General features: G+C 60.2%; 16 protein-coding genes and 1 pseudogene. 8 read left to right on the forward strand and 9 right to left on the reverse strand.

Annotated elements, in window-relative coordinates; genetic code table 11:
• Nucleotides 1-51: 51 nt before the first annotated feature.
• Together WEU32_RS14635 and WEU32_RS14640 are read right to left on the reverse strand one after the other, a co-directional pair.
• Entirely contained in the window at nt 52-792 is a 741-nt protein-coding gene (locus tag WEU32_RS14635) for a pseudouridine synthase (RefSeq protein ID WP_406852407.1), read from the reverse strand.
• Nucleotides 792-1,691, reverse strand: a complete 900-nt coding sequence (locus WEU32_RS14640) for a class I SAM-dependent methyltransferase (RefSeq protein ID WP_406852408.1) — start codon at nt 1,689-1,691, stop codon at nt 792-794. Before WEU32_RS14640 ends, WEU32_RS14635 begins: the two co-directional genes overlap by 1 nt.
• Nucleotides 1,692-1,802: 111 nt before the next feature.
• Here WEU32_RS14640 and recQ point away from each other — a divergent pair, with 111 nt between their 5' ends.
• A complete protein-coding gene (gene recQ, locus WEU32_RS14645; protein WP_406852409.1) occupies nt 1,803-3,680 on the forward strand; it encodes a DNA helicase RecQ in 1,878 nt (625 codons plus the stop codon).
• 16 nt (nt 3,681-3,696) lie between these two features.
• On the opposite strand, the gene WEU32_RS14650 is transcribed toward recQ, so the two are convergent.
• Complete coding sequence (locus WEU32_RS14650; RefSeq protein ID WP_406852410.1) at nt 3,697-4,641, reverse strand: alpha/beta fold hydrolase; 945 nt, start codon at nt 4,639-4,641, stop codon at nt 3,697-3,699.
• Between the two features lie 122 nt (nt 4,642-4,763).
• Between WEU32_RS14650 and WEU32_RS14655 the strand changes: the two genes are divergently transcribed.
• Complete coding sequence (locus tag WEU32_RS14655) at nt 4,764-5,237, forward strand: hypothetical protein (protein WP_312814544.1); 474 nt, start codon at nt 4,764-4,766, stop codon at nt 5,235-5,237.
• Nucleotides 5,238-5,279: 42 nt separating this feature from the next.
• Here the strand turns inward: WEU32_RS14655 and hisN are convergent, their stop codons facing one another.
• Both hisN and WEU32_RS14665 read right to left on the reverse strand, forming a co-directional pair.
• On the reverse strand, nt 5,280-6,059 hold the full coding sequence (gene hisN / locus WEU32_RS14660) for a histidinol-phosphatase (RefSeq protein ID WP_406852411.1): 780 nt from the start codon (nt 6,057-6,059) through the stop codon (nt 5,280-5,282).
• Nucleotides 6,060-6,173: 114 nt separating this feature from the next.
• A pseudogene (locus tag WEU32_RS14665) lies at nt 6,174-6,392 on the reverse strand (helix-turn-helix domain-containing protein); the annotation flags it as partial.
• A 184-nt stretch (nt 6,393-6,576) separates the two neighbouring features.
• Here WEU32_RS14665 and WEU32_RS14670 point away from each other — a divergent pair.
• Nucleotides 6,577-6,831: a GlsB/YeaQ/YmgE family stress response membrane protein gene (locus tag WEU32_RS14670; RefSeq protein ID WP_312138436.1), complete on the forward strand. Its 255-nt coding sequence runs from the start codon at nt 6,577-6,579 to the stop codon at nt 6,829-6,831.
• A gap of 86 nt (nt 6,832-6,917) precedes the next feature.
• Here the strand turns inward: WEU32_RS14670 and WEU32_RS14675 are convergent, their stop codons facing one another.
• Nucleotides 6,918-7,358 (reverse strand): superoxide dismutase, encoded by a 441-nt coding sequence (locus tag WEU32_RS14675; RefSeq protein WP_312814548.1) that lies wholly within the window; start codon nt 7,356-7,358, stop codon nt 6,918-6,920.
• Between the two features lie 170 nt (nt 7,359-7,528).
• Here WEU32_RS14675 and WEU32_RS14680 point away from each other — a divergent pair, with 170 nt between their 5' ends.
• Complete coding sequence (locus WEU32_RS14680) at nt 7,529-9,190, forward strand: phosphatidylglycerol lysyltransferase domain-containing protein (RefSeq protein ID WP_312138440.1); 1,662 nt, start codon at nt 7,529-7,531, stop codon at nt 9,188-9,190.
• Between the two features lie 175 nt (nt 9,191-9,365).
• On the opposite strand, the gene typA is transcribed toward WEU32_RS14680, so the two are convergent.
• Complete coding sequence (gene typA / locus WEU32_RS14685) at nt 9,366-11,195, reverse strand: translational GTPase TypA (RefSeq protein ID WP_312138442.1); 1,830 nt, start codon at nt 11,193-11,195, stop codon at nt 9,366-9,368.
• A 158-nt stretch (nt 11,196-11,353) separates the two neighbouring features.
• The gene (locus WEU32_RS14690; RefSeq protein WP_406852412.1) at nt 11,354-12,364 is read right to left on the reverse strand and encodes a YeiH family protein; all 1,011 of its coding nucleotides are present in this window, start codon (nt 12,362-12,364) and stop codon (nt 11,354-11,356) included.
• Between the two features lie 135 nt (nt 12,365-12,499).
• On the opposite strand from WEU32_RS14690, the gene WEU32_RS14695 reads away from it, so the two are divergent.
• On the forward strand, nt 12,500-13,372 hold the full coding sequence (locus tag WEU32_RS14695) for a LysR family transcriptional regulator (protein WP_406852413.1): 873 nt from the start codon (nt 12,500-12,502) through the stop codon (nt 13,370-13,372).
• A gap of 3 nt (nt 13,373-13,375) precedes the next feature.
• Here WEU32_RS14695 and WEU32_RS14700 read toward each other — a convergent pair whose 3' ends face one another.
• Nucleotides 13,376-15,439 carry an OPT family oligopeptide transporter gene (locus WEU32_RS14700; protein ID WP_406852414.1) on the reverse strand — a complete coding sequence of 688 codons (2,064 nt, stop codon included), beginning with the start codon at nt 15,437-15,439 and terminating at the stop codon, nt 13,376-13,378.
• Nucleotides 15,440-15,571: 132 nt separating this feature from the next.
• On the opposite strand from WEU32_RS14700, the gene mutM reads away from it, so the two are divergent.
• From mutM to rpsT, 3 genes are all read left to right on the forward strand, one after another.
• Nucleotides 15,572-16,435 (forward strand): bifunctional DNA-formamidopyrimidine glycosylase/DNA-(apurinic or apyrimidinic site) lyase, encoded by an 864-nt coding sequence (mutM, locus tag WEU32_RS14705; protein WP_406852415.1) that lies wholly within the window; start codon nt 15,572-15,574, stop codon nt 16,433-16,435.
• A 71-nt stretch (nt 16,436-16,506) separates the two neighbouring features.
• Nucleotides 16,507-17,292, forward strand: coding sequence for an enoyl-CoA hydratase (locus WEU32_RS14710; RefSeq protein ID WP_406852416.1), 786 nt, complete (start codon nt 16,507-16,509; stop codon nt 17,290-17,292).
• A 179-nt stretch (nt 17,293-17,471) separates the two neighbouring features.
• Nucleotides 17,472-17,741, forward strand: coding sequence for a 30S ribosomal protein S20 (gene rpsT, locus WEU32_RS14715; RefSeq protein WP_312138452.1), 270 nt, complete (start codon nt 17,472-17,474; stop codon nt 17,739-17,741).
• Nucleotides 17,742-18,255 lie beyond the last annotated feature (514 nt).

Here is an 18,255-nt window from a genome sequence, read left to right on the forward strand (position 1 = left end):
TTTCCCGTGACAAGACAGTGCATGACAGGGCCGGACGTTCCGGCCCTGTTGTCAGCTAGCGGAGAATATGGACGCGATCTCGTCCGCGTTCAGCAGCTTCCATTCGCCCGGAGCCAGATCAGCCGGCAGGGTCAAACCACCCAGACGCTCGCGGTGCAGGGCCTCGACATGGTTGCCGGTGGCAGCAAACATGCGACGCACCTGATGATAACGGCCCTCAGTGACCGACAGCAGGGCCTCGGTCGGGGACACCACTTCCAGCTCTGCCGGTGACAGGGGTTTGTCCTCGCCTTCCAGCATCAGATGGCCCGAGGCAAACAGATCACCCTCCGTCCCGTTCAGCGGGCGGGCCAGCAGGGCGCGATAGACCTTTTTCACATGACGTTTGGGGCTGATGACACGGTGCAGCAGGTCGCCGTCATCGGTCAGCAGCAACAGGCCCGAGGTCTGTTTGTCGAGGCGCCCGATGGTCGAGATGGCCGGATCGCGGCGCATCCAGCGTTCCGGCAGTACATCATAGACCAGCGCGCCATCTTCCTTATGCGAACAGGTCATGCCCAAGGGCTTGTTCAGCAGGATGACAAGACCCGGTACAGGATCCAGAGGCTCACCGTCGATCTCCATGCGCGAAGGCAGGTCGGGCGTGATCGGGATGCGCTTGGTCACATCGGTTAGATCGACACCATCCAGCATGATGCCGCCCGCCTTGGCCATGCGCGCCATTTCTGTGCGCGAGCCATAGCCCATGGAGGACAGAAGCTTGTCCACGCGCGCAGTTGGGGTCTTCGCCATTATTTAACAGCCTCGAAGACTTTGAAGCCTTGCTGGTCAACCACCATGTTCACGCGCTTGAAGACCTCGTTGAGGTCCTGCTCATAGGGCAGGTGACGGTTGGCCACGATCCATGCCACGCCGCCCTTTTTCAAAAGCTCGGCAGACTTGCGGATAAATTTCTGGCCGAGGCGCTTGTCCTCGATCCCGCCATCATGGAAGGGCGGATTGGAGACAACAAAGTCCAGAGTGCCCTCTGCTTCCAGCGTGCGAACATCATCCCACTCGAAACGGGCGCGGGCGTCTTCGACATTCTTCTTGGCCGCCGACAGGGCGCGGCGGTCAAGATCGATCATCCGCAGCGAGGCCACAGCCGGTGACCGCAGTACCACCGTCGCCAGCGCGCCATAGCCACAGCCCAGATCAATGCCATGGCCTTTCAGGGGCGGCAGAACCTGTGCCAGCAGTGCCGTACCGGTATCAATCCGGTCCCATGCGAACACACCCGGTTGCGACCATGCCTCAAGGCCCGGAACGATACGCGGTGCGCCGTCACGGATCGCCGCATCCAGACCATCGACCGTTTCGGGTCGGGTCAGTTGCACACGGCGATGGTGGGCCTTGGCGTTTTCAGCAAACTCCAGACCAAAGCCTTTCAGCTCCTTGGCCAGACGAGAGCCGCCCTTGTCCTTGGGGGCCATGACATCCAGACGCCCGCCCGCCTTGAGGACGCGCAGGGCCTGTGCCAGCACATAGCGGCGCTCGACAGCACCGGGGGGCGCATAAAGAGTGATATCGTCGACCGATCCATCCGCCATATCCTCTAGCGCGCTTGATCCGGGGATCAGGGGCGAGGTCTGGGTGGCGCTCATCGGCGGATCAAACACGGCCGGCGGGCGACCATAAATCAGGCTTGTCATAAGCGCCCCTATACGGGTTTCGCGCTCGATTTGCGACACTCCCCGCACAGGATGCGCTTTTGACCATCTGACAAGATGACACCCATGCCCGAATTGCGGCACAAGCCCCCTATGTTCGACCCCTCATATGATAGCTTTGACTATAGCGATCCGTCGCCGACACTGGATGATGCCCGTGTCCTGCTGAAGCGCGTCTGGGGTCATGCCGATTTTCGCGGCCTGCAAGCCGATGTGATTACCGAAATCATGGCCGGTCGCCATGTCATGGCCGTGCTGCCGACCGGCGGCGGCAAGAGCGTCTGCTATCAGATTCCCGCCATTCTGCGCCCCGGTGTCGGGCTGGTGGTGTCGCCGCTGATCGCCCTGATGACCGATCAGGTCGAGGCCTTGAAACAACAAGGCGTGGCCGCCGCCCGTCTCGACAGCGGCATGACCGCCGACGAACGCAGCGCCGTGTGGCGCGATGCCCGCAATGGCGATCTCGACCTGCTCTATGTCTCGCCCGAAGGCTTGGCCGCCGGTTCCATGCTGGAGCGACTGTCGGAACTCCAGATCAGCCTGATCGCCATCGACGAAGCCCACTGTGTTTCGCAATGGGGCCACGATTTCCGCCCGGATTATCGCACACTCGGCAAGCTGGCCGAAGTGTTCCCGCGTGTGCCGCGCATTGCGGTCACCGCCACCGCCGATGCCCGCACCCGCGAAGACATTCTGGCCTCTCTGCATCTTCAGGATGCCAAGGTGTTCGTGGACAGCTTTGCCCGCCCGAACCTGCAACTGAGCGCCGAGCGCAAGGTCAATGGATCACGCGCCCGCACCGATGCGCGCGTCGTGGAACTGGTGTGCGAGCGGCCCCGCCGATCCGGCGTGGTCTATTGCGGCAGCCGTGACGGCTGTGACCGACTGGCGCAGGAACTGAGAAACAACGGCGTCAACGCCATCAGCTATCATGCCGGTTTCGACAACCGCGAGCGCGACATCCGCCTTGACCGTTTCCTCAACGAAGAAGACGCCGTCATGGTCGCCACCATCGCCTTTGGCATGGGCGTGGACAAACCCGATGTCCGCTATGTCATCCATGCTGATCCCCCCGGCAGCCTCGAAGCCTATTGGCAGGAGGTCGGCCGTGCGGGCCGCGATGGCGAACCCGCCGAAGGGATCACCCTGTTTGGTCCGTCCGACATTGCATGGTCGCTGCGTCGCCTTGAGGGCCGCCCCATGGCCGAAGAGGTCAAACGGGTGCAAATCCGCAAGGTGCGCCAGTTGTTTGCCATGCTGGACGGTGCCACCTGCCGCCCGCAGGCCGTGCGCCGCTATTTCGGCGAGGCCATCGCCGAACCGTGCGGCGGCTGTGACATCTGTGGCGATCCGCCCCAGACATTCGACGCACTGGTTCCGGCACAAAAAGCACTGGCTGCCGTCCAGCGTCTAGGCGAGCGTTTTGGCCGTACCCGCGTGGTCGATCACCTGATCGGCAAGTCCAAAGACAATGCGGCGTGGGAAACTTCGCTCTCGACCTTTGGCATTGGCAAGGACCTGTCCATCCTCGGCTGGCGCGATGTGTTCGACCATCTGATGTTCGAGGGTCTGTTGGTCGAGGAAGCCACCGATGGCTATCCGATCATCAAGCTGGGCGAGGCGGATGCTGTGCGCGGCGTCTATCGCGGTGAGCGGGACGTGCGGGTCAAGCGTCCGCCCGCGCGCGAAGTCACTGAAAAGCCCCGCAAGAATATTGGCCGCAACCTGCCCGCCGAAAGCCTCGACACAGATGTGCGCGCCCGCTTCGATGCCCTACGCAACTGGCGCCGCGACCGCGCCAAGGAACAGGGCGTGCCGCCCTATGTCATCTTCCAGGACAAAACACTGGTCGAGATCGCCGTACAGGAACCGCGCGACTTCAACGACCTTGGCCGCATCAACGGCGTCGGGGCCGGAAAGCTGGACCGCTATGGACAGGCCGTGCTGGACGCCCTTCGCCAAATCGCCTGAAGCCTAAACCTAAGCCTCAGTCGGCCAAAAAGCGTCTGACGGCCAGTTCAAGCTGTTTTGGGGTATCGATCATCACCATGTGCTCGGCCCCGTTCATGCGCTCGAAACGGGCGGGGCGGCGTAGGTTCATATAGCCATAGCGGAAGGCGTCATCGACCTGTGCACGCGGGTTTTCAGCTTTGTCGCTCCAGCCATAGACCACAGTCACTGGCGCGGTGATATCGGGCAAACGATAGCGCAGATCATTGGTCAGCACCTCGTACAGCCCCTGCGCCAGCACACGGCGATCCCCGCCCTGCCAGCCCAAACTGTTGAACAGGTGATCTCCGCCCGCGCCCAGATTGAGCCCCGCCTGAGCCGCCGATGAGCGCAGCATCTCGTCACCCAGCATCATCACGCCTTGAAATACCAGTCGCGCTAAGGGTTCGACATCGGCCCGGGTGGCCCCCCGCGTGATCAGTGAAGGGAAGAAAGGCGACGAATCCATCACCATGACTTTACTGATCTGTTCGCCCTCGTCCGCGGCCACGCGCAGGGCCAGTTGTCCACCCATGGAGTGGCCGATGATGGCCGGACGATCCAACTCGTGCTCGCGGATATAGCGCTTGATCTCGGTGGCAACTTCCGTTGTCAGATGTCCACGGGCATTCCCTTGGGGCGCATAATCGCCAAAGCCCCGCACATTGACCAGATGCAGCCGGTAGCGGCCCTCCAACACCGGTGCCAGCTTGGCCCACACCGCCGAGGTCGAAGCAAGTCCGGGTATAAGAATAATATCCGGCCCGTCTTCTTGACCCCGCACCTCGATATGGATGCGGTCGGAGACAAAGCCTTCATCCATCGTAGAGAGGGTGACAGGCAAGCTGGGTCGCGGTGCCTGCGCCATGACCGGTGAAACCATCATGGCCATACTTGCCGCAACGGCACTGAAAACACTGATCCAAAGACGATGTTGTGGCATACGCCTACCTTGTTACGCGAACACGGCAAAAGCTCGGCACGCCGTTAAGGTTCCCCATTGCAAAACCGTAACCTTGGCGCAAAATACACGCCAAAATCACCGACACACGGGAGGATGTGGTTATGTTAGCACTGTCCCTGATGGCCGTTTTGGCCACAGCTTCTTTACCAACTCAGGAAGAACAACTTTCGGCCGCTCCGGCTCCGCAAGCTGTCGGCCAGAACTGGAACGTCATTTCCCGCAGCAACAGCACCGTCTACATGATTGATGTGAATGCCATCAAACAACAAGACGGCATCACCACCACCTATGTGGCCCGGGTCCCCGCACAAGGCGATGCCGGCGACAAGACCCATTCGTTGACCGAGGTCAATCTGCGCTGCAATGCCAACCAGTCCAAGACCGGCACCGAAATCTATTATGGTGCCGATGGAAGCGAGGAAGAGCGTATCCCGAACGAATACGAGTTCGAACGCATCGCAGCCAACAGCCTGGATTCCTACGTCAAAGCGATCGTTTGCGATAACGAGCGCACCTCATCGACCTTTGCAAGCATAGATGCTTTCATCGCCGCAGGTCGTCCTGATAGCCGGTAAATGCTGTATTCTTTTAGGTGGCGGCTCTTTGCGGGGCCGCCCCTAGATCTTCAGCAGAGCCAAAACAGGATCACGCAGGGCCGGATCACCAACAGCCAGAACGCGCCCGTCCTCGATTGTCGGCATCTGCCCGTCCCAACCGGTGAAGTCTCCTCCGGCAGCCTTGACCAGCGGCATAAGAGCCGACCAGTCCCAGACCTTCAACTCACTTTCCAGAACCACATCAATGCGGCCTGCGGCCAGCATTGCATAGGCATAGGCGTCGCAGCCATAACGGGCCATCCGCACCGTGTCTTTCAGGCGCTCCCAACTATGACGGTCCTCGCCCAGGAAAATATCGGCATCGGTTGTGGCAGCGATAGCCTGAGATAGCGCAGCACATTTACGGGTGCGGATCGGAGTCTTGTTTTCGCCAGCGAACAGATAGGCACCGGCAGGACCACCGATAAATACCTCACCGATATAGGGCTGCCCGACCACGCCGATCACCGGCACACCCTGATGGCGCATGCTGATCAGATTGGTCCACAAGGGTAAGCCCGAAATAAAGGCGCGGGTGCCGTCGATCGGGTCCAGAATCCAGACATAGTCAGCGTCCGGATTTTCCTCACCATACTCTTCGCCAATAATGCCGTGTTCAGGATAACGGGCATTGATCGCCGCCCGCAAAGCCCGCTCAGCCGCACGGTCAGCTTCTGTAACCGGATCAAAACTGCCCGGCTCTGCCTTATTGATCTCCGACACATCGGTACGGAAGTGTGGCAGGCTGGCTTCGGCAGCCACCTTGGCCAGTTCGAGGGCAAAAACTTCTAGGTCGGTCATGGCCGTGGCTTACACGCCGTTCGCCCAAACTTCGAGGACTTAAAAGCCAAAAGCCATTCAGGCGACCGCATCCTTGGCCATCACAGGCAGATTGGCATTATCGCCATGATGACCTTCTGTGTAGCCATCATAAAAATAGCCGATATCGGTTTCCAGCGCATGAGCCAGATACCATAACCGCGCTGCGGATATGCGATTGGCCCCACATTCGTATTTCTGCACCTGCTGGAAACGGATACCCAGACGATCTCCAAGCTGTTGCTGCGTCAAGCCCAGCACGCGTCGGCGTCGGCGCATCCTGCGGCCAATATGCAGGTCAATCTCGCTTGCCACTTCATCCTCGCCTGTTTCAAAACGACACCGGATGTGCCTGGTTACAATCCTTTACGACCAAGCAAGCAAGGCTAGTGCCGCCCAAAGCTGCACACCAAAATACCGACGTTCTCGCAACTGACCCGCTCATCGCGCATTACCGAAGCGAGGCATTTCAAGCCTAAGAATCTATAGGGAGGGATTTATGAGCGGTTTTGGTTTTATTGCTTGGATCATCATCGGCCTTATCGCCGGTTGGCTCGCCGAAAAGATCATGAAGCGTGATCACGGTCTTTGGACCAATCTCATTGTCGGTGTTGTCGGCGCATTATTGGGCGGATTTCTGGTCAATATGCTGGGCATGGATGCCTCGGGCAGTTGGATAGTCGGGATTATTGTCGCCACCTTAGGGGCCGTCATCCTGCTGTTCCTGCTGGGCATGATTAGAAAGCGCGCCTGACCTGCTTAAAGTCTGCCAAACAAAAAAGGGCGACCCGTTCGGGTCGCCCTTTGATATTACCTTAGCTAATCGCCCAAAGGGGCAGCTTAGGCTTTCGGTTCGTCGACCGGTGTATCTGCAGTCGTGTCAGCGTCCGCATCATCCGCAGCTGCGGCATCCGGAGCGGTCTCCTGACCGGCAATCGGTGCAGCCGACTGGAAATCGGACAGGGTTGCATTCACGACAATGTCAGAACCCTCTTGACGGATACCAGCCAGTGCAACGGCGCGAACAACACCATCAGCACCGCGTACGGTCAGCTCCTGACCATTGGCACCATTCTGTGCACCCACCAATTTTCCAAGTTCGCTGCCATCAGCGCTCTTGACGGTGGCACCCGGGTTCAGAGTAAGGCTTTGCGGCGCAGCAGGAGCTTCGGCCGGTGCGGGCGGAGTGGCCATGTCCTGCGATTGTTCTTGGGCAAATGCAGGGGCGGCGATCATCATGGCACCGGTCATGCTATACAGCAGGGCAGCTTTACGGATCATGTCTAACTCCTAAGTTTAGCGAGACCTGACGCTCGCAAGATAGTGAACACCTCGTGTAAACATTTGTTTCTCACGCCTTGAAATGACCTTGGACGAGCCACGGATGGCCCCGAAAAACGGCACGCCGTCTCAATTCCAATTCCTCCCCTTCATCTTGCCTTCCGCTTTGCATGACCCAAAAGAAAAGCCAGAACCTGCCCCGCATCGCACGCCGCCTCGGCGGGCTGGCTTATGAACTGACGCCACAGCTATTTGCCATTGCATCCTTCCTGTTGGGCGCGCTCATCCTTCTATCTGCCGTGACGCCGGAATTTAATGACCGGTTGCACGCGTTAGGTCGCTGGGCGGAGCCGGCAATTATCGACCTCAGCCATTTCGCCGCCAGCATCACCGGCTTCCTGCTTTTGTTCATTTCGGCGGGCCTATGGCGACGCAGACGCGGGGCCTATTATGCCGCCCTGCTGGCTCTTATGGGCGGTGCCGTTTTTTCGATCCTCAAGGGCCTGAACTTTATGCAGGCGCTCGAGCTTTTGGTGGTCGCGGCCCTGTTATGGCCCTGCCGTTCGGCCTTTAACCGCCGCTCCCGACTGGGAGAACCCTTGCGCCCCGGCTGGCTGCTGATGCTGGTCGCAGCGGTTATTGCCATGATCTGGCTCGGCTTCTTTGCCTATCGCGAAATCCCCTATCAGGACGAGTTGTGGTGGTCTTTCCTGACGGACAGCCAGGCCTCGGGCTTCCTGCGGGCCGTCGTGGTTCTGTCGATTCTGACTCTGGTCGTGGCCTTCCGTTCGCTGCTGTCGGCCCCCGGTGCCAGAAGCCACGGCCCGGCCAAACCCGCAGAGGTCGAGCGCGCCAGAGACGCTCTCAAAAGCGCCGAGGTGGCCTCACCGGAGGCTCGACTGGCCCTTCTGGGCGATAAGGCATTGCTGTTCTCGCCCTCCGGCCAGAGCTTTTTGGCCTATCGTGTGCGCGGACGCCGCTGGATCGCCATGAGCGAACCTGCCGGTCTGGTTGCCGAAAGGCTGGAGCTTTTATGGTCTTTTGCCGAACTGGCCGACAGTTATGGAGGTTCGCCGGTCTTCTATTCGGTCAGCGAAACCGTGCTGGCCGATCTGGCCACTCTGGGTCTGGCCGTCCGCAAGGTCGGCGAAGCGGCCGTAGTGCCAACCCACTGTTTCTCGACCGAAGGCAAGGGCAAGCAGAACCTGCGCACCGCCGTCAACCGTGCCGAGCGCAGCGGCTCCCAGTTCTCGGTCCTGCCACCGGGCGAGAGCTATGCCATCGCCGAGGAGTTGCGCGCCATATCCGATGCCTGGCTTGACCATCATGAGGGCTCCGAAAAGGAGTTCTCGCTGGGCCGGTTCGACATCGATTATCTGAATGCATGTCCCGTCGCCATTGTGCGCGAAGAGGGGCGGGTGATCGCCTTTTCCAACCTGCTGATGGGGGCAGGCAACAAGGAGGCGATGATCGACCTGATGCGCTATACGCCCGATGGTCCCCACGGGGTGATGGACTATATGTTCACGCGTATCGCCCAGTGGTGCCGCGAGACGGGCATCGATCATCTGGATCTCGGCATGGCCCCACTGTCCGGCCTCGAAGACCGTCGCACCTCGCCTGTATTTGCACGGGTCGGGGCTCTGATCTTTGAAGAAGCCAATGCCATTTACGGCTTTCAGGGCCTGCGCGCCTATAAGAGTAAGTTCGGTCCTAACTGGCGCCCGAAATTCATCGCCGCCAGCACCACCACGCCGCTACCGCTCGCCCTACTCGACGTTGCCCTTCTCACCAGCAAGGGCTGGCTGGGCCTGCTCGGCTTGAAAAAGTAGACAACCCCCACCCCAACACAGCACCAAGAACAGACACCCGCGCTCCCTTTCTTGCCCCTCAAGCAGCTCGCCCCCGCGGGGCGAGCGATAGGGACAAAGCAAAAAACCTGAGTAAGCGACGCGCACGAAAAAGGGGCGGCTCTTTCGAGCCGCCCCTGACTTCGTAAGCTAAAGCTTACTCAGGCTTTTGACGCTTCTTGCGGAACGACGGGTTCAGGATTTCCTTGCGAAGACGGATGTTCTTCGGGGTCACTTCAACCAGTTCGTCTTCTTCGATATAGGCGATGGCCTGTTCCAGTGACATCTTGCGCGGCGGGGTCAGGCGAACGGCTTCGTCCTTGCCCGAGGCGCGGACGTTGGTCAGTTGCTTGCCCTTGATCGGGTTAACGTCCAGGTCGTCCCAACGCGAGTTCTCGCCGATGATCATGCCCTGATAGGTCTTTTCACCAGCACCGACGAACATCACGCCGCGCTCTTCGAGGTTCCACAGAGCATAGGCTGCGGTGTCACCGTCCGAGTTCGAGACCAGAACGCCCTTCAGGCGGCCTTCGATCGCACCCTTGTGCGCTTCGTAGTGCGAGAAGACGCGGTTCAGAACGCCCGAACCACGGGTGTCGGTCAGGAACTCGCCCTGATAGCCGATCAGCGAACGCGACGGGCATTTCAGCTGGATGCGGGTCTTACCGGCACCCGACGGACCCATATCGGTCATTTCAGCCTTACGGGCCGACAGCTTCTCGATCACGATGCCCGAGAACTCTTCGTCCACGTCGATCATGACGTCTTCGATCGGTTCCATCAGCTGGCCGTTCTCGTCCTTCTGATAAACCACGCGCGGACGCGAGATAGACAGTTCGAAGCCTTCGCGGCGCATGTTCTCGATCAGAACACCCAGTTGCAGTTCGCCACGACCGGCGACTTCATAGGCGTCAGAACCTTGGGTTTCGGTGATGCGGATAGCCACGTTGGCTTCGGCTTCTTTCAGCAGACGGTCACGAATGACGCGCGACTGGACCTTGTCGCCTTCACGACCGGCCAGCGGGCTGTCGTTCACGCCAACGGTCATCGAGATGGTCGGCGGATCGATCGGCAGGGCCGGCAGAGCTTCGTTGACTTCCAGAGCGCACAGGGTGTCGGCCACGGTTGCCTTGGACATACCGGCGATGGCGACGATATCGCCCGCTTCGGCTTCATCCACCGGCTGACGCTTCAGACCACGGAAGGCCAGAACCTTGGTGATACGGCCTTGTTCAATCTGCTTGCCGTTACGGTCCAGAGCCTTGATGGCCATACCCGGAACAGCCTTACCCGAGTGGACGCGGCCCGTCAGGATGCGACCGAGGAAAGGATCGGACTCGATCAGCACGTTCAGGATCTGGAACGGCTCGGTGACGCGTTCCTGAGCGGCAGGCGGCGGCACGTGCGCGACGATCAGTTCGTACAGGTCGTGCAGGTTGTCTTTCGGATTGTTGAAGTCCATCGAGGCCCAGCCCGAACGGCCCGATGCGTAGATGACCGGGAAGTCGAGTTGTTCGTCGGTGGCACCCAGAGCCGCAAACAGGTCGAAGGTTTCGTTCAGAACGCGGTCCGGATCGGCGTGTGCACGGTCAACCTTGTTGATGCACAGGATCGGACGCAGGCCCATGCGCAGGGCCTTGGTCAGAACGAACTTGGTCTGCGGCATCACACCTTCTTCGGCGTCAACCAGCAGGACGCATCCGTCCACCATGCCCAGGATGCGCTCGACCTCGCCGCCGAAGTCGGCGTGACCCGGGGTGTCGATGATGTTGATGCGGGTTTCGCCGGTCTTACCGTTCCACAGAATGGAGGTGCACTTGGCAAGAATGGTGATACCGCGTTCTTTTTCCTGATCGCCGGAGTCCATGGCACGTTCCGTGGTCGCCTCGTTGGCGCGGAAAATGCCCGACTGGGACAGGAGGGCGTCAACCATGGTCGTCTTGCCGTGGTCAACGTGTGCGATAATAGCGACGTTACGAAGGTTCATTTCGGGCTCGGGCGGACTGTGTTCGGTCACGGGAGGCCCGCGCCGCTGCAACTAGATGCAGATATGGGAAGGATTTCGGTGCGCCTATTACAGTGCCGGAAGTCAAAAGGCCAGAGCGGGGGTTAGATGGTCACAAAACGGTCTAATATGAGCGAGGCTTAGCCCAGCCCCAAAAGGGCAATCGCGGCCACTGCAAAGCCACCGATCATCAGTGCCGAGATGGCCGCGACGGCTGCTACACGCGGCCCCGCCCGTGCAACAGAGCGCGGATCAACCATCAGGCCCAGACCGGCCATGGCCACCACCGTCATAACCGTGACGGCATGATCCAGCGGCACCAACACGACATCGGGGATAACGCCCATAGAGCGCAGTACCATCAGCGCCAGAAACACGACAATGAACCACGGAACCAGTTGCGACAGTTTGATTTTTTTGCCGTCTTTATTGTCCGCCAGTTTGGCGCGGCGGGCATGCATCAGGCCCAGAACCAGCGTCACCGGCCCCAGCATCAGTACGCGTACCAGCTTGACCACAGCTCCCGTCTGGATGGCCACCGCTCCGGCAGGAGCCGCCGCCGCCAGAACCTGAGGCACGGCATAGACGGTCAGACCCGACAGTACGCCAACCCCCGTGGCATTATAGCCCAGCAGGCTACCTACCACCGGCACCAGCAATACCACGACAATACCCAGAACCGCCGTAAAGCCGATGGCCGCTGCCACATCCTCGCCCTCGGCCTCGATAGTGGGAGCAATGGCGGCAATAGCAGAGTTCCCGCAGATGGCGTTACCGCACGCCACCAAAAGCGCCATGGCATGGGGCAGACCAAAGGCACGGCCAATGGCATAGCCCGCAACAATAGCCACCACGACCACACCCATAATGGCCAGCAACAGCCAGGGACCGAGAGCCGCAACCGCGGCACCCGATACGGTTGCCCCAAGAAGCGCGACCGCCACTTCCAGCAGGGTCTTGGCGCTGAAACGAATGCCCGGCATCCAGCGATCTGACGGCGACCAGAAGATTCGAATGGCCGCACCCAGCAGGATGGCCAGCACCAGTGCTTCAATCCACGCAAAGCCGATGACCGCCAGCTCCAGCTTCTGAAGCCCAAAGGCGACCAGCGCCACGAGCGCGCTCAAGGCGACACCGGGAAGAAGAGCCATAAGGCGTGAACTTGAGGAAGAAGGATGGGCCATGATGGGCGTTGTTTGGGTCATACCGCCTTTATCTCACTCACCAAATCATCAATCTAACGCATTGTTATTGATTTAATGATCGTTAAATTCGATTGATCGAGCATGACGCTCGAACAACTCCGCATCTTTGTCGCCGTCGCCGAGCGCCAGCATATGACGCGCGCCGCTGAAGCCCTTCATCTGACCCAGTCCGCTGTCAGTGCAGCGATCACCGCTCTGGAAACACGGCACAACACAAAACTGTTCGATCGCGTAGGGCGCGGGCTGGTTCTGAATACGGTCGGCGAGGCGTTTTTGCCCGAGGCTCGCGCTGTGCTGAATCGCGCCGAGGCCGCCCAAAACCTGCTGGATGATCTGGCGGGCCTGCGCCGCGGTCTGGTCCGCATCCATGCCAGTCAGACGATTTGCGCCTATTGGCTGCCCCAGCGCATGGCCGCGTTCCAGCAGGAACATCCCGATATCGAACTGCAGCTATCGATGGGCAATACCCACCGCGTTATCGAGGCGATATTATCGGGTGAGGCTGAACTGGGTCTTATCGAAGGGGCCGAGGATGCCCCCAAGCTGTCACGCCAAAAGGTCGGTTCCGACCGGCTGATTATTGCCGCCAGCCCCGATCATCCACTGGCCAGCCATGAGAGGCCACTAAGGGCCCGCGACATAGCCGGACTGGACTGGGTCTTGCGCGAAGACGGATCCGGTACACGCAGCGAGTTTCAAGCCGCCCTGCCGCAAGGCATAGCCACCGACCAATTAAAAATTTCCATGGTTCTTCCGTCTAACGAGGCCATTCTGACGGCGGTGGCGGCCAGCACACTGGTGACCTGTATTTCGGAACTGGCCGCCCGCCCCCTAATCGAAGCCGGGCGGCTGGTCCGCTTGCCGCTGGAAATGCCCGAGCGGCCGTTTCATCTGCTGAGACACAAGGAACGCAGTCCCAGTCGGGCGGCCACCGCATTGGCCGCCGCCCTTTAGGATTTATACCTTGGCCGCGCGGCTCATCGTCCAGCGATAGAGACCGAACACCATCAGTGCAAACACCACCAGACCCGCCCACATGGCAGGCCATGCGCCGCCTTCGCCGATCAGGGCGAAAGGGGCTTCGTTGCGGGTGGAGACGATGACGGCGGCCGTAAAGACGCCGAACAGGCTTTCACCGACGATCAGACCCGAGGCCAGTAGCACGCCCATACGGCGCCCCACATCGGCAAAGCGGGTCGAGGCGATCGCCTTGTCGTAAATCCAGCCGCAGAGCGCACCGATCACCAGCATGGTGGTGACATAGGCCGGCAGATAGACACCGATACCGGCGGCCAGAGGCGGCAGCTTCACCTTGTCTTTGGTGGCACTGCGCAGGATCAGATCCAGAATGATGATACCGACACCGATCAGCCCCCCCAGACCGATCAGGTCCCAGCGCAGGTCGCCACTGATGACGCCCTTGGCCAGTGCCGAGATCAGGGTGGCCTGAGGTGCAGCCAGTGTCTGGGCCCCTTCGACGATGGCGGGCGGGCCGCCTTCAAAGCCAAAGGCCTGGTTCATCATATCCAGTACGAACGGGATGACCAACGAACCGGCCACCACACCGACCAGAAGAGCGGTCTGCTGGCGCCACGGCGTGGCCTCGACCAGTTGGCCGGTTTTCAGGTCTTGCAGGTTGTCATTGGAAATGACCGCCACGGCAAACACCACCGCCGTCACTACAAGCGCAAAGGCGATGATCGACGGATCGGCAGGCACATTGGCAATGGCCAGAACGCCCAGCATCAGCAGCGAGGCGATGACGATGGCCAGAATGCCCACGCCCGAAACGGGGCTGTTGGACGAACCGATCAGACCCGCCATGTAGCCACAGATGGCCGCGACCGCGAAACCGATCACCACTACATAGGCCAGACCGCCGATCACCAGCAGGGCCGCATGGTCGGCCAGTGCCGTACCTTGAGCAAACACGCCCAGCAGGACAGCAATCCCCACCAGCGCCAGCAGGGACAGCAGACCGACAATCTTGATCGGAATATCCTGCTCTGTCAGGTCCAGCGCCTCGCCATGGGCGCGCTTGTCCTGTGCCGCAAAGGCCGAGGCCAGACCCGCCACCAGCGGACCCGCCAGCTTGGCCAGCGTCCACAGAGCGGCCACACCGATCACGCCCGCGCCAATAAAGCGCACTTCTTGTGACCAGACAGCCATGGCCAGACCCTGTGCACCGGCATCGGCAGGCACGCCCGCGGCGACCGTCGTCATGCCTTGCGCGGTTGACCAGTCAATATAGGCTCCCGAGGTCAGGATCGGCACAAAGATCAACCATGCCAGAGCCAGACCGAATAGCTGGGTCAGACCCACAGCAAGACCGATCAGATGCCCTGCACCCAACAGGGCAAACTGCATGGAAAAACCGATACCCGTCGCCCCGCCGCCCAGAGCCGCCGGAAGCTTGAAGAAGGCCGCTGTCTGTTCGGCGAAAACCTTGGCTGCGGCCAGAAAACCGAACACGGCCGAAGCAAGCGCACCTCCAACCACAATCCACAGGCCCGACTTATTCTCGCGAACCGCAGACTCGCTCTGCTCTTCACCCGGCGAGCCGACTTTCAGAACCTCTGCTGCCGCCACACCTTCAGGATAAGGCAGATCACCCTTGGTCACGAGCGTGCGACGCAGCGGGATGGAGAAGGTCACCCCCAACACACCGCCCAGAACGCAGATGGCGACACTTTCCCAGAACGGGAAGTTCATCCACCAGCCGATCATCACCAGGCCCGGCAGGACAAAGATGATCGAGCTCATCGCGCCGCCGACCGAGGCGACGGTCTGGACCGTCATGTTTTCCCAGATGGTCGAGCCTTTAAAAGCCCGCAGCAGGGCCATCGAAATGACCGCCGCCGGAATGGCCGAGGCGAAGGTCAGTCCGACCTTCAGGCCCAGATAGGTATTGGCTGCGGTAAACACCGCCGCCAGCAAACAGCCCAGTATCAAGGCACGGATTGTCAGTTCGACCCGCTTGATCCCTGAGGGCTTGTGTTGCGATGCGCCACTTTCAGCCATCGACAGTCCTCTTTCTTGCGCTCTGCGACGCACTATTCTCCGGTGGCCACGCTACGCCCGAAAACCCGAAAATGACAACCGCCGATAAAAGCCCGCTTCACCTTCACAACCCGACATCCTAATTCTTTCGTCATGCCCGAATTACCCGAAGTCGAAACCGTCCGCCGTGGCCTGACCCCCGTTGCCGAAGGGGCGCGTCTGTCGCGCGTGCTGATCCGCCGCCCCGATCTGCGTTTTCCGTTTCCCGAACGCTTCACCGAACGACTGGAAGGGGCCACGGTCCTGAGGATCGACCGGCGGGCCAAATATCTGCTGATGCCGTTATCGACCGGCGAGACATGGATCACACATCTGGGCATGACCGGTCGCTTTACACTGGATGGCGATCCACTGGGCCACTTCGAGGACGCGCCGCCGGTCACCGGCAAGCACGAGCATTTCGTCGCCTGTGCCGATATTAATGGCCAGTTGACCCGCCTAGCCTATGCCGATGCGCGACGCTTCGGATTTATGGGCCTCATCCCCACCGGTCAGGTGGATGACCACCCGTGGTTCAAACAGTTGGGTCCAGAACCCCTGGGCAACCATTTCTCGGGCGCGCATCTGGCCGAGGCCTTTGACGGACGCAAACAGAACATCAAGGTCAGCCTGCTGGACCAGTCAATCGTGTCGGGCCTGGGCAATATATATGTGTGCGAGGCTCTGTATCGCGCCGGCATCCATCCCGAGGTCGCCGCGGGCAAGGTTTCAAAGCCCCGTCTTGAAAGACTGGCCGCCGAGGTACGCCGCGTGCTGGAAGATGCTATCCATGCGGGTGGCTCCACCCTCAAGGACTTTGCCAATGTCGAGGGTGGCCAAGGCTATTTCCAGCACAGCTTCGACGTTTATGGCCGCGAGAGCCAGCCCTGTCGCACCACGGATTGTACAGGCACCGTCACGCGCATCGTACAGGGCGGTCGCTCGACCTTCTTCTGCCCGAAGTGCCAGAAGGCATAGCCTCTTGCTTTTATCTCTCATCGCGAGGCGCTAGACCTCGCTTCCATAATCCCCGTTCACAGGAGCGCCTGATGGCCGACACCTATTCCACCCTGCTGATCGAGCGTCATGCCGACGGCTATGCCGTGGTGACGCTGAACCGCCCCGAGGCGCTTAATGCCCTCAACTCGCAACTGCTGGGTGATCTGGGCGACTTTCTCGAAGCCGCCGAAAAGGACGACAGCATCCGTGCCGTGGTGCTGACCGGCTCGGCCAAGGCTTTCGCTGCCGGTGCCGACATCAAGGAAATGTCGGACAAGTCCTATGCCCAGATGTATCTGGAAAACTTCTTTGCCCGCGCCCATGACCGCATCGCCGCCTTCCGCAAGCCGATCATTGCCGCTGTGTCGGGCTATGCCCTGGGCGGTGGTTGCGAGCTGGCCATGCTGTGCGACTTCATCATCGCCTCCGACACCGCCAAGTTCGGCCAGCCGGAAATCAATCTGGGCGTCGCCCCCGGCATCGGTGGCTCGCAGCGCCTGACCCGCGCTGTCGGCAAAGCCAAGGCCATGGACATGTGCCTGACCGCTCGCATGATGGATGCCGCCGAAGCCGAGCGCGCCGGTCTGGTGTCGCGCGTGGTGGCCGCCGATGTCCTGCTGGAAGAAGCCGGTAAGGCCGCCGCCAAGATTGCAGCCCAGTCGCCGCTGGCAGTCATCGCCAACAAGGAGCTGGTCAATGCCGCCTTCGACACCACCCTGTCGCAAGGCCTGCAGTTCGAGCGCCGCCTGTTCCACTCGCTATTCGCATTCGAAGATCAGAAGGAAGGCATGGCCGCCTTTGTCGAAAAGCGTAAGCCGGTCTTCACCAGCCGCTGATTTCGGTCCACTATAAAGGTCGACGGGTCGGGACTGCGGGGCTTGAATCCCCGCCCCGACTCAATTCCAGCCGGTTTGCGTTGACCCTCTCACGGGTTTCCGCTATAGCCGCGCGCTCTTGAGATTTTATCGCCGTGGTCCTTCGGGATCGTGGCGCACATCGTTCGAAGGTTTTTCAAATGGCTAACAACGCCGGCGCCCGCAAGGCGATCCGCAAGATCGAAGCGCGGACTGCAGTGAACAAAGCACGCCGTACCCGCGTCCGCACCTATCTGCGCAAGTTCCAAGAAGCTGTCACCGGCGGCGACGTGGAAGCTGCCAAGGCTGCTTTCATCACCGCTCAGTCGGAACTGATGCGCGCCGTGTCCAAGGGCGTCGTTCACAAGAACACCGGCTCGCGTAAGGTCAGCCGTCTGTCGGCCCAGCTGAAGAAGCTGTCGGCCGCCTAAGAAAGTCTTTGAACGGATGAGTGGTTAAGCCCTTCTCCGTTCTAACTTTTTTACACGCTACTCCAATACCCGCATTACGGGTGTTGCAAGAAAATCGAACGATTTCAAAGGCGAGGCGGCTACGGCTACCTCGCCTTCTTGCTGTCTGAAACCCAATTCCCCAGGCAGTTTTTGCAGCCCTCGCTGGCAAAAAAAACCTTTTCTCTAGTCCTGACGGGGGTTTGCGCGAGTCAACTAATTTAAGTGCAATTTGCGACTCGAATCTGCGTTGATTCCCGCAGCGCCCCGAGTAAGTTGAAGGGGTAACGCACTTCCATCCCCAAGGATGAAGACGAGGGAAATCAAGCATTTCCCTCGGCGGAGTTGTCTGTCTGTGAGAACGACCCCACGCGCTAAACCTCGGTTTGGCGTGACAGGAGAAGTCGTCCCTGATGTCCAGCTTTGAAGCGGCGTTGCACGGTGGTTTGAAGAATTAATTCTGGCGGGTGACTCTTATATGATTGGGGGCGTTGCA

Origin of the sequence: Brevundimonas sp. BH3 (assembly GCF_045345115.1) — a bacterium.
Taxonomy (GTDB): Bacteria; Pseudomonadota; Alphaproteobacteria; order Caulobacterales; family Caulobacteraceae; genus Brevundimonas.